The sequence below is a fragment of the Pseudomonas sp. NPDC089547 genome, assembly GCF_050280665.1.
Classification (GTDB): domain Bacteria; phylum Pseudomonadota; class Gammaproteobacteria; order Pseudomonadales; family Pseudomonadaceae; genus Aquipseudomonas.
In genome coordinates this window covers 2170-16736 of record NZ_JBNNVS010000070.1, presented here as the reverse complement: position 1 = coordinate 16736, position 14567 = coordinate 2170, and the positions used below count along the sequence as shown (strand labels likewise).

The 14567-nt window shown below is 60.6% G+C and carries 10 protein-coding genes and 1 rRNA gene; 4 read left to right on the top strand and 7 right to left on the bottom strand.

The window, feature by feature from the left end; all coding sequences use genetic code 11:
- Window positions 1-91, top strand: a 5S ribosomal RNA gene (gene rrf / locus ACQKPZ_RS26525); the annotation flags it as partial.
- Window positions 92-157: 66 nt separating this feature from the next.
- On the opposite strand, the gene ACQKPZ_RS26520 is transcribed toward rrf, so the two are convergent.
- From ACQKPZ_RS26520 to ACQKPZ_RS26505, 4 genes are all read right to left on the bottom strand, one after another.
- Window positions 158-2632: a TonB-dependent siderophore receptor gene (locus ACQKPZ_RS26520; RefSeq protein ID WP_427543951.1), complete on the bottom strand. Its 2475-nt coding sequence runs from the start codon at window positions 2630-2632 to the stop codon at window positions 158-160.
- Window positions 2633-2727: 95 nt separating this feature from the next.
- Window positions 2728-3684 carry a FecR family protein gene (locus ACQKPZ_RS26515; protein ID WP_427543948.1) on the bottom strand — a complete coding sequence of 319 codons (957 nt, stop codon included), beginning with the start codon at window positions 3682-3684 and terminating at the stop codon, window positions 2728-2730.
- 4 nt (window positions 3685-3688) lie between these two features.
- Window positions 3689-4192, bottom strand: coding sequence for a sigma-70 family RNA polymerase sigma factor (locus tag ACQKPZ_RS26510; protein WP_427543945.1), 504 nt, complete (start codon window positions 4190-4192; stop codon window positions 3689-3691).
- Between the two features lie 111 nt (window positions 4193-4303).
- Window positions 4304-4993 carry a GntR family transcriptional regulator gene (locus tag ACQKPZ_RS26505; protein WP_391138005.1) on the bottom strand — a complete coding sequence of 230 codons (690 nt, stop codon included), beginning with the start codon at window positions 4991-4993 and terminating at the stop codon, window positions 4304-4306.
- Window positions 4994-5197: 204 nt separating this feature from the next.
- Between ACQKPZ_RS26505 and lapG the strand changes: the two genes are divergently transcribed.
- Window positions 5198-5959, top strand: coding sequence for a cysteine protease LapG (gene lapG / locus ACQKPZ_RS26500; protein WP_391138008.1), 762 nt, complete (start codon window positions 5198-5200; stop codon window positions 5957-5959).
- A gap of 10 nt (window positions 5960-5969) precedes the next feature.
- The gene (gene lapD / locus ACQKPZ_RS26495; RefSeq protein ID WP_427543942.1) at window positions 5970-7916 is read left to right on the top strand and encodes a cyclic di-GMP receptor LapD; all 1947 of its coding nucleotides are present in this window, start codon (window positions 5970-5972) and stop codon (window positions 7914-7916) included.
- Between the two features lie 163 nt (window positions 7917-8079).
- Here lapD and ACQKPZ_RS26490 read toward each other — a convergent pair whose 3' ends face one another.
- Genes ACQKPZ_RS26490 through ACQKPZ_RS26480 form a run of 3 tightly spaced genes read right to left on the bottom strand, consistent with a single transcriptional unit; the run spans window position 8080 to window position 11817 of the window.
- A complete protein-coding gene (locus ACQKPZ_RS26490; protein ID WP_391138020.1) occupies window positions 8080-9438 on the bottom strand; it encodes an HlyD family type I secretion periplasmic adaptor subunit in 1359 nt (452 codons plus the stop codon).
- A 7-nt stretch (window positions 9439-9445) separates the two neighbouring features.
- On the bottom strand, window positions 9446-11602 hold the full coding sequence (locus ACQKPZ_RS26485; protein ID WP_391138014.1) for a type I secretion system permease/ATPase: 2157 nt from the start codon (window positions 11600-11602) through the stop codon (window positions 9446-9448).
- Window positions 11521-11817 (bottom strand): hypothetical protein, encoded by a 297-nt coding sequence (locus tag ACQKPZ_RS26480; RefSeq protein ID WP_427543954.1) that lies wholly within the window; start codon window positions 11815-11817, stop codon window positions 11521-11523. Before ACQKPZ_RS26480 ends, ACQKPZ_RS26485 begins: the two co-directional genes overlap by 82 nt.
- A 750-nt stretch (window positions 11818-12567) precedes the next feature.
- Here ACQKPZ_RS26480 and ACQKPZ_RS26475 point away from each other — a divergent pair.
- A partial coding sequence (locus ACQKPZ_RS26475) for a retention module-containing protein (RefSeq protein WP_427543939.1) occupies window positions 12568-14567 on the top strand: 2000 nt, incomplete at its 3' end.

Here is a 14567-nt window from a genome sequence, read left to right as displayed (position 1 = left end):
CACCTGATCCCATCCCGAACTCAGCAGTGAAACGATGCATCGCCGATGGTAGTGTGGGGTTTCCCCATGTGAGAGTAGGTCATCGTCAAGATTCAAACCCAAAGCCCCTGTCTGCGATGCAGACAGGGGCTTTGTCTTTTCCGGGGTTCAATATCGGTCAAAACTGATAGCTGACCGTTGCGCTGACGTTACGCTCTTCACCCATGTAGCAGTAGTTCAGGCTGGCACAGGAAGTGATGTAGCTTTCGTTGGTAAGGTTGTTGGCGTTAAGGCGCACATCCATGCCCTTGAGGCCTACTTTGCCCAGGTCATAGCCGATCGAAGCGTCGAACAGGGTGTAGGAAGGCACCTTCATGCTGTTTTCCGCATCCACCCAGCTGTACCCTACATACCGCACGCCACCGCCCAGCCGCAGGCCATCCAGGGGCCCCTGGTGGATGTTGTAGTCAGCCCACAGCGAGAACATCTGCTTCGGCGCCTGGGTCGGCGAGTTGCCCTTGTTATCGAGACTGCCCGACACCAGGCTTGGCATCGACTTGGAATACTCGATATCGGTAAAGGTATAGCCACCCAACAGTTTGAGGCTGTCGGTCAGCTGAACATGGGCTTCCAGCTCCAGCCCTTGCGAGCGTACTTCACCTACTGGCCGATAGAAGTTTTCGTCAGGCTGCTTCGAGGCCAGGCTTTCCTGTTCGATGCGGAACACCGATGCGGTGAACAGGTTGTCGCTACCCGGTGGCTGATACTTTATGCCCGCTTCCCATTGAGTACCCTCGGTCGGTGCCAGCGGGCGACCTTCCTGGTCGGACACGGTATTGGGGTTGAACGACTCCGAGTAGCTGACATAGGGCGCAATGCCGTTCTCGAACAGGTAGAGCACCCCGGCCCGGGTTGTGAACCTGGAGCGCTGATCGCTGACCTTGGTATCGCTGTCGCGATTCTCTTCGGACACCTTCACCCAGTCCTGGCGAAGCCCCAGGGAGAAGCGCCACTGCTCCAGCTCCACCAGGTCCTGCAGATACACGCCTGTTTGCTGCAAGCGCCGCTGGTAGCGGTTTTCACCCAGGACCTGAAGGTTGCCATTGCCATACTGCGGGTTGCCGGCGTCCAGTGGGTTTACCGTGCCATAACGCCAAGCGACGTCAGCCTTGCGCCGCTGGTAGTCGGTGCCCAGCAGCAGGGTGTGTTTGGCAGCCCCAGTGAAAAATTCCGCCTGCAGCATGTTGTCGATGATGTACGAATGCAGGCGTTCGTCGCCGCCGGTATAGGCGCGGTTTAGAATGTTGCTGTCGGCATCCGCCCAACCGGCCGAATACACCTGGTCCATGGACACGTCGGAATCCTGGTAGCGGAAGTTCTGCCGCGCGGTGAACACATCATTGAAGCGGTGCTCGAACTGGTAGCTGAAGGACTGCTGTGTGCGCTCGTAGTTGTCGATGCCCGGTTCACCCTCGAAGAAGTGGTCTGACAGGCGCAAGCCGTTGCGCTTGTGCAGCATGCCGTCTGCAGGGTTGCCGCCGTGGTACCCACCATTAGGGTCATGCTGTAGATACGCCTGCAGCGTGAGCGAGGTGTCTTCAGTGAAGTCGATGCTGATCGCCGGCGCAATGGCGTAGCGTTCTTCCTTGCTGTGGTCGAACTGAGTGTCGGAAGCATCCGCCAGGCCGGTCAGGCGATAGGCGATGCGCTTGTCGTCATCCACAGGCCCGCTGAAATCAAAGCCCACCCCACGCTGGCCTTGGGTGCCGACCGTGGCCTGAACCTGATGGAAGGGGGTAAACAACGGCTTCTTGGTGGTCAGGGCCACCAGGCCACCCGGTGAGCTTCGCCCATACAGTACCGAAGATGGCCCTTTGAGAATGTCGATGCGCTCAAGGAAGTACGGGTCTACCTGCATGGTGCTGTAGGTGCCGTTGTCGCCCATCGACTTCAGTCCATCGACGTAGATGTTGTCCACCGAGCCATCATTGAAGCCGCGCATGGCCACATAGTCGTACCGATGGGTGGCACCGTAAGGGTTGGTCAGTACCCCGGGTGTGTAGCGCATGGCCTGGGCAACGGTCTGTGAGCCCTGATCATCCATCTGCTGGCGGGTCACCACCGAGACCGATTGGGATGTCTCAACCAACGGCATGCTGGTCTTGGTCGCCACCTGGCTGTGCGTGGCGTTGTACCCCTCCATGCTGCCCAATGCATTGCCAAGGGTGAAGCTACGGATATCGGTATCTGGCAATGAAAGTGCAGCATCCTGAGCCTGTGCTTGCAGCACATAGCTACGTCCGTCCTGACTGACGGCCTCAAGCCCGCTGCCATTGAGCAGTTGGCGCAGCGCCTGATCGTTGGCGTACTGCCCCTGCAGGCCGTTGGAACGCAGGCCATCGGTGAGCTGAGGCGTGCTTGAAAGGGTAATGCCGGCCTGGCGGGCGAACTGATTGAGCACGTCGGCCAGTTGGCCGCCCGGGATAGCATATTGATGACTTACCTGGGCCGCTTGCGCCGCTACGGAAAGTTGCGAGGTAGCTGCCAGGCCCAAGGCGGTACCAAACAGAGCCGCCCGGATAGCTTGGCGTAACCGTATTGATTGTTGGGCAGGTCGAAAATCGGTTGATTGGAACACCGGGTTGATAGACATGAAGGGTCCGTTGAAGTGTTGAGGGCAGAAGGGGTCGCTTACAGTCCTAGCCGGACCGGAATTCAAAACCCGCCATAAAAAGGCGCAAGGCCTTATCAGGTCATGCTCTCTACACGCACCCACCAGCGTGTTCGCTGACGCAGCCGCACAGGCAGCGTCTGTGGCAGCAGATGAAGCAATTGCTCCGGGTCTTCGAGGCGAAATACCCCTGACAAGCGCAAGTCGGCAATATCGTCGCCGCAGCTCAGGTAACCATGGCGATATCGGCTGACCTGCCTGAGGAATTCGCGAAGGCGCATGTCCTGAGTAACGATCAGCCCTTCAGCCCAGGCCATCGCGTCCATATCCACGTGCGCGAGCCGGTGCGCACCTTGAGCATCCAGGCGCCAGTCCTGGCCACTTTCGATCCATTGCTGTTGGCCATTGCCAGGACGGTGTATGGCCACCTTTCCGTGGCTGACGCTGACACGCGTGCAGTCGCCGTCCTGGTAAGCGGCAAAGCGCCCTTCGAAGCCTTCCAGCAGCGCGTCGCGTGTTTGTACCAGTACAGAGTGCTGCGAGCGGCAGGTAATCATCAGTTCCCCGTGCTTCAGGCGGACCAGGCGCTGCTGGCCACTGAAGGCCAGGTCCACGGCACTGTGGGTATTGAGTTGCATCAGTGAACCGTCGGGCAGCGTCAAGGTGCGTCGTTCGCCCGTGCCGGTGGCGTAGTCCGACGCCCAGGCAGTGACGACATCCAGGTCGTTGGCCAGCCATGTCGCCGATCCCGCGATGACAACGCCGCCAAGCAGCTTCAGCGCCTGCCGACGGTGCAAGCGCTGCTGGCTGGTTTCCAGGGTTTGCAGAGCCAGCCCGGCACCGGGGATGGTGCGCAGGTCGAGGTCCTGATGCAGGTGGGTCACCCGTTGCCAGGCCTGTTCGTGTTCGAGCCGGGCACTGCGCCATTGCGTGCACTGTTGTTGCAGAGCCGGGTCATGGCCGCTTTCACGAAGCCGTAGCATCCACTGGATGGCCTGCTTGACCACTTTTGCATCAGGGCGGGCGGCGACCATCGATTCAGCACTCGTCTTCGTAGCGCAGCATGTAGCAGTGGTAGAGCGCATCGGCAATGTAGCGCTCTACGGTGCGCACGGAGATGCCCATCTGCTCGGCGATGGCCTGGTGTTTCAGCCCTTCACATTGAGCCAGCAGGAATGCGCGGCGCACTTTGGGTTTGAGGCCGTCGAGCATGCGTGAAATACGCTCAAGCAACTCCAGCAACAGCTCGCGTGTTTCGGCCGAGGGGGCCTGTGCCTCCGGCAGGTGGGCCAATGCCTCCAGGTAGGCCTTGTGCAGTTCCTCGCGGCGCCAGTGGTCGATCACCAGCCCACGCGCTACCGTGCGCAGGAAAGCCCGAGGGGTGTTCAGCTGCAAGGTTTCGCGGCGTTGCAGTAAACGGACGAAAGTGTCCTGAGCTAGGTCGGCAGCATCAGCGGCATTGCCGAGTTTGCTGCGTAACCAGCTATGCAACCAGCCGTGGTGGTCACTGTAGAGCGTTTGCACGCAGTCGTTGCTGGGCATGGAGGAGGGCGCCGGCATCAATGGACATGAATGATAATTAGTCTCATTGTTGGCGGGGCAGAATCAATTTGCAACCCATCCGCTCGCGCAGGGCGTAAAGCCAGTAACGAACTATCGCAGCAACTGCGTATCCAGGTAATTACGGATCACCCGCGCCCCGCTGTTGAGATGCTGTTCCAGCACCGCTACCGCCTCGTCAACCAGCTTGTCGCTGGCCGCATTCACCAGCGCGTTGTGATCGTCCTGGGTGAGCTTGCCCAGCCCCATGGAGGAGAGGTGGAAGCGCAGAAAGCGCTCTTCCTCGTTCAGTTCGTTTTCGATCAGGCGCAGCAGCTTCTTGTTGGGTGCCTTGCTGTACAGCGACATGTGGAACAGCCGGTTCAGGCGGCCGATTTCGGCGTGTCGGGTTTCGTTTTCCAGTTGCTGGATATAGCCACGGGCGCTGGCGAGGTCGCTGGCATCAAGCAGAGGGATAGACTGGCGCAGTGCCTCGCTCTCAAGCAGTACGCGCAGGGCATAGGTATCTACCGCATCCTCGCCGATCAATGGCGCAACCACAGCGCCTTTGTGCATCTCCACGTTCAGCAACGATTGCGCTTCAAGCTGGCGCAGGGCCTCGCGCACGGGCATGCGGCTTACGCCAAACAAGGTAGCAAGCTCTTGTTGGCGCACGGCGGTGCCTGGGGGCAGGCGGCCATCGAGAATGGCGCTGCGCAGGCGTTCTTCGATCACGGTACGGGCCTGATGCGGCGACAGCTGCTCGCTGGCCAGCACATTGCTCAATTTGATTTTTTCGGCCACGCGACGACTGCCTCAACGATGACTAAAGTTGGATCCAATGACACTAGTAACAGCCCATGGGGGTGTCAAACCTGAGCCCTGACTGGAACGGACGCCCCAAAAGCGCGGCTATGGTGGATTAAGTCGCCAGCCAAAGGAAGCGGCCTATAGAAGGTTATAAACAGAAAGTGTAGGCGGGCTGACAGGCGGATGCATGATTGCAGGGTGCCATTGTCTTTTACCGTGGCAAGCCCCACCATCGCTGCTTTCGACTGGTCTGAACAGGGCTTCGCAGTGGCGATATCCTGGGTGCTCAAAACCGTTGTGCGACGTATCGGCTTTGCCGCGCTGCTTGGCAGTCTACTGCTGGGCGGCTTGCACGCGGATTGGGATTTCTCCCAGATCAGCCGCAAGTCGCAGGCCCTGTATGGCCCATTGGGGGCCGGGCAGGGCCGTATAGACGCCTGGCAGAACTTGATGGCCACGCAAAAGCAAGGCACTGAGCTTGAGCGGTTGCAAGTGGTCAACCGCTTCTTCAACCAGCAGTTGCGCTATGTAGAGGACATCGACCTGTGGCACGAGGTCGACTACTGGGCCACGCCGGTGCAGGCCTTGATCAAAGGTGCCGGGGACTGCGAGGACTACGCCATCGCCAAGTATTTCAGCCTGCGGCGCATGGGCATCCCCAGTGAAAAACTGCGCATCACCTACGTCAAGGCGTTGCGGCAGAACCGAGCGCACATGGTCCTGACCTATTATTCAAATCCACAGGCCCAGCCTTTGGTGCTTGATAGCCTGATGGACGCCATCAAGCCGGCAAGCCAGCGTACCGACCTGTTGCCGGTGTATGCCTTCAATGGCGAGGGGCTGTGGCTGACGGGGGCTGCGGGTAACAAGAAGGTCGGCGATACCAAGCGGCTCTCACGCTGGCAGGATTTGCTGAAGAAAATGCAGGCCGAAGGGTTCCCGGCCGAGCCTGTTTACTGAAGGAGCACAGATGTCACTGTTCAAACAATTGCTGTTGGCCATTTGCCTGTTCCTGGTGGTCGCCTTCAGTGGCAGTTTCATGGTCAGCCTGGAAAGCTCGCGCAGCCAGTACGTCAACCAGCTGCGCTCGCATGCCCAGGATGCAGCGACCGCGTTGGCCCTGTCGCTGACGCCGAATATCGACGACCCGGCGATGGTCGAGCTGATGGTCAGTTCGATCTTCGACAGCGGTTACTATTCAAGCATCAAGGTCGTCGACCTGGGTTCCAATGCCGTGCTGGTGGAACGCCACGCCGAGCCGGACCCTGGCGGTGTGCCGCGCTGGTTCGTGCACCTGATCGGCCTTGAGGCGGCTGGCGGTGATGCCATCGTCAGCCGTGGCTGGCAGCAGGCCGCGCGCGTAGAAGTCATCAGCCACCCGATGTTCGCAATTGCCAAGCTCTGGCAAAGCGCCCTGGGAAGCCTGGGCTGGTTGCTGCTGTGCGGTGCCGCCAGTGCCGTGCTGGGTGCCTTGTTGTTGCGCCGCCAGTTGCGGCCGCTGGACTACATGGTCGAGCAATCCCACGCCATTGCCCGCCGCGAATTCCTCAGCCTGCCAGAGTTGCCGCGTACGCCGGAGCTGCGCCGTGTGGTGCAGGCAATGAACCAGATGGTCGAGAAACTCAAGGCACTGTTTACTGAACAGGCCGAACGCAGTGAGCGCCTGCGTGCCGAGTCTTACCAGGATAGCCTGACCGGGCTGTCCAACCGCCGCTATTTCGAGATGCAGCTCAATACCCGGGTGAGCAACCTGGAGGACGCACGCGCAGGCTATCTGCTGCTGTTGCGGGTGCAAGGCCTGGCGGGCCTGAACGCCCGCCTTGGCGGCCAGCGCACCGACCAGCTGTTGCAGGCCGTGGGGGAGCAGTTGCGCCGCACCTGTGCCAGTTTCCCGGAAACCAATGACCTGATTTCCCGCAGCCGCGGCGGCGAGTTTGCCGTGCTGGCGCCGGGCATGGTGCATGAAGAAGCGGTAAATCTTGCCCAGGCGCTGGAAGCGACCCTGCAAAGCCTGCATGAGACCGGTGCCAGTGATATCGACCCGGTGGCCTGCATCGGCCTTGCGCCATTCAGCCCAGGGGATGCACCGCAAGCGTTGCTCAAGCTCGCCGACGAGGCGCTCGCCCGCGCCGAAAACCAGCCGACGCCAGGCTGGGTGTGCCTTGAGCAAGGCGTGGCTGCTGTTGCGGCGGACAGCCAGCATGACTGGCATGAGCGGCTCGACCAAGCCTTCATCAACGGGCATTTCGAACTGTTCTTCCAGCCTGTGGTGGATTCAGGTACGGCACAACGGGTGATACACCACAAAGTGATTTCGCGTTTGCAGGATGGCCAGGGCGAGGCACTGCCGGCGGGCCGCTTCCTGCCATGGCTGGAGCGTTTTGGCTGGATGCCACGGCTGGACGTGCTGGTGCTGGAGAAGGTGCTGGCGCACCTGCGTGGGCATGATCAGGTCTTGGCGCTAAACCTTTCGGCCGCCACGCTGGCCGACCCCAAGGCCTTGCAGCGCGTTTTTGAGCTGCTGAGCCAGAACGCGGCCATGGGGCCGCGCCTGGTATTTGAAATTGGTGAAGAACAGTTGCCCGAGCAGGCTGCCCTGGAGCAACTGACCCGACGCTTGCACGCACTTGGCTTCGGCCTGGCGCTGCAACGATTTGGCGGGCGTTTCAGCATGATCGGCAACCTGGCGCACCTGGGCCTGGCGTATCTGAAGATTGATGGCAGCTACATCCGCAACATCGACCATGAGCAGCACAAACGGCTGTTCATCGAGGCGATCCAGCGTGCGGCGCACAGCATTGACCTGCCGCTGATTGCCGAGCGGGTCGAGACCGAAGGGGAGCGGCTGGTGTTGAAGGAAATGGGTGTAGGCGGGATTCAGGGGCAGCTGGTTGGCGAACCTGCGCCCTGGCGCTGACTGGCCTTGCGCGATCTGTTGTAGGAGCGGCCTTGTGTCGCGAAAGGGCTGCGCAGCAGCCCCGGCACTTTATGCATCGCTGCTGAAATCCTGGGGCCGCTTTGCGGCCCTTTCGCGACACAAGGCCGCTCCTACAGCGATCGCGAGACGAGTGGGTTGGCTATCACCGCTCGCGCAGCGCCTCCGACCGCGCTTTCATGATCGGCTTGAGCAGGTAGCTCATGATGGTCTTCTTGCCGGTCATGATATCCACCGTCGCCACCATCCCCGGAATGATCAGCAACGGCTTCTCATCCGTTCCCAGGTGGCTGCGATCGGTGCGCAGCTTGATCAGGTAGTAGGTGGTTTTCTTGTCTTCGTCGGTGATGGTGTCGGCGCCAATCTGTTCCAGTTTGGCCTTTAGCCCACCGTAGATGGTGTAGTCATAGGCCGTGAACTTGACTGTCGCTTCCTGGCCAGGGTGCAGGAAGGCGATGTCCTTGGGCAGGATCTTCGCTTCGATCACCAGCGTATCGTCCAGTGGTACCACTTCGATGATATCGCTACCAGGCTGGATTACCCCGCCGATGGTGTTCACCAGCAACTGCTTGACGATGCCGCGAACCGGCGAAGTGACCAGGGTGCGGTGTACCCGGTCGTCCAGCGCCTTGCTGGTGGCGGTAGCCTTGTTCAACTCGGTGCGCGCCTCGTTCAGCTGGGTCAGCGCTTCACTGCGGAATTTGCCTCGGGTTTCCTCGATCTTGCTTTGCACCTCGCGGATGGCCGCTTCGGCCCGGGGGATTGCCAGCGCGGTGGAGTCCAGCTGGCCGCGGTTTTCAACTTCGGCACGGCGCAGGCGCAGCACTTCTACCTGGGAAATCGCTCCGGTAGCCACCAGCGGTTCGGACATGCCGATTTCCTTGCGCAGCAGCTCAAGGCTGTTGGCGTACTGGGCGCGTTTGGAACTGTATTCGCGAAGCTCCTGCTGGCGCTGGACCAACTGCTGCTGCAGGCCGCCAATCTCGTCCTGCAGTTGCTGGCGCCGGCTCTGGTACAGCGACTCTTCACTGGCCGCCTGGCTAGGTGCAGCCTTGCGCAGCGCTTCGTCGATTTTCAGCGGGCTGTCTTGCACCTCGGCACTCAACCGTTCCACCCGCAGGGCCATGGCCAGGCGATCGGCCTCGGTCTCGCCAACGTTGGACGCGAAGCGGGTTTCGTCCAGGCGCAGCAACGGCTGGCCCACTTCGACAATCTGCCCTTCCTTGGCGAAGATCTCGGCGACGATGCCGCCCTCAAGGTTCTGGATCTTCTGCACCTTGGAAGATGGGATAGCCTTGCCTTCGCCCCGCGTGACCTCATCAATGGGCGCTACGCTGGCCCACACGATCAGGAACACGAAGAACAGGATCACGCCCCAGATGGTCATCCGCACCACCCTTGGCGCGTCCTCGATCAGGGCCTTGTTGACCTCTGGCAGCGGTTGGCCGCCCAGTGAATCGGAGCCTTTGAAATAGCGCCGCAGGCCATCCTTGAATTGCCCCATATCCAGCTTATGCAACACTGATCTGCCCCTTCTTCAGCGCATCCATGACCGCGGCTTTCGGGCCGTCGGCGACTATCTGCCCGCGATCGATCACGATCAGCCGGTCCACCAGCGACAGCAGCGAGGCACGGTGCGTGACCAACAGCACCGTCTTGCCCTCCACCACGGCTTGCAGGCGCTGTTTGAGGCGTTCTTCGCCGGTGTTGTCCATGGCGCTGGTCGGCTCGTCCAGCAGCAGGATCTGTGGGTTGAGCAGCAGTGCACGGCCCAGGGCAACGTTCTGCCGCTGGCCACCGGACAGGTTCTGCCCGCGTTCCCCAACTTGCAGCTCGTAGCCGTCCGGGTGCAGGCGGGCGAATTCATGCACGCCTGCCAGCTCGGCCGCTTGCAGGATCAGCTCGTCCTCGATATAGCGGGCGCCGCTGACCAGGTTGTCGCGCAGTGTGCCAGCCAGGAGCTGGATGTCCTGGGGTACATAGCCGATGTTGTGGCGCAGTTCGCTGACGTCGATCTGGCGAATGTCCACGCCATCGACCAGCAGTGAGCCGCCATCGGCCTCGTACAGGCCGACAATGAGCTTGGCCAGGGAGCTTTTGCCCGAGCCGCTGCGGCCGATGATGCCGACTTTCTCGCCGGGTCGGATGATCAGGTTGATGTTCTTCAGCGCCAGGTTCTGCTGGTTCGGGTAGGTGAAGTCCACCCCACGGAACTCGACGCTGCCCTGTAGCACCTTGCGGCTCAAAGGGCGCTCTTCGAAGTTGCGCTCTTGCGGCAGCTCCATCATGTGGTCGGTGGAGACCATGGTCACCTTGGCTTGCTGGTAGCGGGCGAGCAGGCCGTTGAGCGACCCCAGCGGGCCGAGCGCGCGGCCGCTGAGCATGTAGCAGGCCACCAGGCCGCCCATGCTCAGGTTACCGTCGATGATCAGGTACACACCGACGCAGATCATCGCCACGCCTGCCAGTTGCTGGATCAGCATGGTGATGTTCATCGCCAGGCTCGACAGCACCTTGACGCGCAGCTCCAGGCGGCTGAGGGTGCCGAGGGTCTGCTCCCACATGTACTGGCGTTCGCTTTCGGCGTTGTTGACCTTTACCGCATCCAGGCCGGCCAGGGTCTCGATCAGGCTGGACTGGCGCTCCGAAGCCAGGGCCATGGTCCGCTCCATGGTCGCCATCAGTGGCCGTTGCAGGGCGTAGCCGATGCCCAGGGCCAACGGGAAGGCGATGATCGGGATCCACACCAGGTGGCCACCAATGACGGCGATTACGATCAGGATCAGGACGGTGAACGGCAGGTCGATCAGGCTGGTGAGGGTCAGCGAGGCGAGGAAGTCGCGCAGCCCCTGGAACTCGTGAATGTTCTGGGCAAAGCTGCCGACCCTTGCCGGCCGGTACTTCATCGACATGCCAACAATACGCTCGAACAGCGTCGCGGAAATGATCAAGTCTGTCTTCTTGCCGGCCAGGTCCAGGCACAAGCCGCGCAGGCCCTTGAGGATCAGGTCGAAGATATAGGCACCGGCGATACCGACGGCCAGCACCCAGAGCGTCGAGGTAGCCTGGTTGGGCACCACCCGGTCATACACGTTCATCACGAACAGCGGCGCGGCCAGGGCGATCAGGTTGATCACCAGGCTGGCGGCGATGGCATCGATATACAGCCACTTGCTGCGCAGCAAGGTATCGCGGAACCACGACTTCGCCCGCGGGATGAGGTTGCCGTGGTTGACGTCGAACTTGTGCTGCGGCTGGGCGAAGAACACTCGGCCGCTGTAGTCGCTTAGCAGCGCTTCGCGGCTGACATGCACTTCGCCGCCATCGCTCTCACTGAGCAGCAGGCGCGCGGTGTCTTCGTTCTCCCAGCCCAGCAGGACGGCGCTGCGGCCTTCCTTGAGCAACAGCATCGCCGGCATGGCAATGCTCGGGATCTGCTCCAGCTTGCGCTGCAACAGGCGCCCTTGCAGGCCGGCGCGGGCAGCGGCGCGGGGTAGCAGCTCGGGGCTCAGACGCTGGGCGGGCAGCGGCAGGCCGGTGGTCAGCATGACCCGACTGGCGGGTTTCTGGTGCAGGACACACAGGCTCAGCAGACTATCCAGCAAGGGATCGTCATGCTGACTGCGTGGATCATGGCTGAGTTGGACTCGACTGACTTCAGATTCCACGCGGCGCTCTCTTCATCCTTGTGGTGGGTGGGGTGGGTGTGCCGCCGTTCAGGCTTGGCCGGTTCACCCTTGCGATCAATGGCGCTGCAGGGCAGCTGGCCAATGGTCGCCTTGAATCGATACTGAGTAAACAATTCTACGTCGTTATTGCTACTGCATAGATGCTGCAATGCAACTGGTGTTTCATTTCTGATCCAGTTTGGGATCAGGCTCATGTGCAGCATAGCCTGCCATCCAGACAACGCTGTGTGGGTGAATTATCAGTTCACGGGCTTGTCATTAAACAGGCGCTGATTTGTTGACGTTTTCAGGCGGGTAGATCATTAAAATTCATCGCGCTAAGTGCGTTTGCAGGTTGAACCGTGGTTCTGTAATCACCGATGGTTTGCCATCATTCCCATGCCAGTATTCGCGTGCGGGATCGCTATCTGTCTGATCTGCGGCAAATCGTTCTGGTTGGGGGCAGCCAGTAGCAGGCTCTGGTTGCCCAAGGTGCGAGTGGGGCCCTTGTGCTGCTTGGGTTTGGAGCTCTTTTCCGGGCGATTTCAGGCAAGGTTTATGCTTGTAAGCGATCACATGCCTGGGTCATTGGAAGTGACCGGAATGTTGACGCCAACGACCGTGTCGGTAGCTGATGAACGGTACTGCAAAGGCCTGCAATTGCATCTGGCAACGCATGGGAAAAGCAGCTGAACTTGAAGGCCGGCGCGTTTTCGATGATGTACGACATTGGTCCTGTGCAAACGGTTGGCTAACCTACAAATATCAATGTGACATTACATTGCCGATTGTTTAGGATGGCCTGTATAAGGTCAATACTTTGGCAGTATTACGGTTTCAAAAAGTTATAGACGGAATATTGACGCAATAAGGCGTCAAGAGAACATCGACATCAGTTCCGCCTGAAGTGGCTTGCAAGTGCCGCTCTGGCAGGGAAGTACCCATCGGGTCACACGGAGAGTCCAATGAGCAGCGTTGTAGCCATCGTCAAAAGCATTGTCGGCCAGGTTATTGCGGTATCCCCAGAGGGCATTCGTCGTGTGCTCATCGAAGGGGACCGCCTGTTGGCTGGTGAGGAGGTGCTCACTGGCCCTGGTGGCGCAGTTACTCTGGAGCTGGCCGATGGCCGCCTGCTTGACTTGGGCCGTGACAGCCAGTGGAGCGCCGACACGCCTGACAGCAGCACAGACCTGAGCCAGGCGACTGCACAGGCCGCGCCGTCGGTGGAGGAGTTGCAGCAGGCGATCGCTGCGGGTGTCGACCCGACTACCGAGCTGGAGGCTACCGCGGCCGGCCCATCGGCAGCAGGCGGTGGTGGCGCGCTGGGCGGTGGCCACAGCTTCGTGATGCTCGAAGAAACAGCGGGCCGGGTTGACCCTACTGTTGGCTTCCCCACTGAGGGGCTTGGCTTTGCAGCCACACTGGACAGTGAAGAAGTCGGCCTGCTGGGTGACACCAACAATAACCTGGTGACCACACCGACGACGGACACCAACGTTGCTACTGACCTGATTCTTGGCGCCACTCCTTCCATCAGCGAAGCGGGTGGCGTCATCGTCTATACCGCCACGGTTGGCCAGGCCCCGTCCAGCAACCTGATTGTTACGCTGTCGAACGGTGCCGTAATCGTCATCCCGGCGGGGCAGACCACCGGTAGCGTCAACGTCGTCGTTCCGGCAAATGACACGCCTTATATTGACGGCGGCCAGATCTCGGCGACCGTTACCGGTACCACGGGTGGCAACGGCCTGACGGTGACGGTGCCGCAAACGCCGGCAGTTACCCAGGTTACCGATACCATCGACACCACCACGGCGACGCTGACGGCGAATCCGTCGGTGACCGAAGGTGGCGTGATCACTTACACCGTGACCCTGAGCAACCCGGCCCAGACTCCGGTGACCATTACCCTGTCCAATGGCCAGGTCATCACCATCGAGGCTGGCAAGACCCAGGGCAGTGTCGACTTCCAGACCCCGGCGAATGATGTCTACAACAACGGTTCGACAGTTAGTACAACCATTACTGGTGCTACTGGTGGCAACTTCGAGCAGCTGACGCCGAATCCGACCCCGGCTCAGACCACGATCAATGACTCGGTCGACAACACCACGGCGACCCTGACCGCTTCGCCAAGCGTGACCGAAGGCGGCGTGATCACCTACACCGTGACCCTGAGCAATCCTGCCCAGACTCCGGTCACCGTGACTCTGTCCAACGGCCAGACCATTACCGTTGAGGCGGGTAAAACCCAGGGCAGCGTTGATTTCCAGACCCCGGCGAACGACGTCTACAACAACGGCTCGACTGTCAGCGTCACCATCGAAAACGCCACTGGCGGTAACTTCGAACAGCTGACCCCGAATCCGACCCCGGCTCAGACCACGATCAACGATTCGGTCGACAACACCACCGCGACCCTGACTGCGAACCCGTCGGTGACCGAAGGCGGTGTAATCACCTACACCGTGACCCTGAGCAATCCTGCCCAGACTCCGGTCACCGTGACCCTGTCCAACGGCCAGACTATTACTGTTGAAGCCGGCAAGACCCAGGGCAGCGTTGATTTCCAGACCCCGGCGAACGACGTCTACAACAACGGCTCGACCGTCAGCGTCACCATCGAAAACGCCACAGGCGGTAACTTCGAGCAACTGACCCCGAACCCGACTCCGGCTCAGACCACGATCAATGACTCGGTGGATAACACCACCGCGACCCTGACCGCTTCGCCAAGCGTGACCGAAGGCGGCGTGATCACCTACACCGTGACCCTGAGCAACCCTGCCCAGACCCCGGTGACCGTGACTCTGTCCAACGGCCAGACTATTACTGTTGAAGCCGGCAAGACCCAGGGCAGCGTTGATCTCCAGACCCCGGCGAACGATGTCTACAACAACGGCTCGACTGTCAGCGTCACTATCGAAAACGCCACTGGCGGTAACTTCGAACAGCTGACCCCGAA

Excerpts from the sequence above, each read along its gene's own strand:
- lapD (WP_427543942.1), top strand. The coding sequence starts at position 5,970 with ATGTCACTGTTCAAACAATTGCTGTTGGCCATTTGCCTGTTCCTGGTG.
- ACQKPZ_RS26510 (WP_427543945.1), bottom strand. The coding sequence starts at position 4,192 with ATGCCCAGCAACGACTGCGTGCAAACGCTCTACAGTGACCACCACGGC.
- ACQKPZ_RS26480 (WP_427543954.1), bottom strand. The coding sequence starts at position 11,817 with ATGAGCCTGATCCCAAACTGGATCAGAAATGAAACACCAGTTGCATTG.
- ACQKPZ_RS26520 (WP_427543951.1), bottom strand. The coding sequence starts at position 2,632 with ATGTCTATCAACCCGGTGTTCCAATCAACCGATTTTCGACCTGCCCAA.
- ACQKPZ_RS26515 (WP_427543948.1), bottom strand. The coding sequence starts at position 3,684 with ATGGTCGCCGCCCGCCCTGATGCAAAAGTGGTCAAGCAGGCCATCCAG.
- ACQKPZ_RS26490 (WP_391138020.1), bottom strand. The coding sequence starts at position 9,438 with ATGGGGCAATTCAAGGATGGCCTGCGGCGCTATTTCAAAGGCTCCGAT.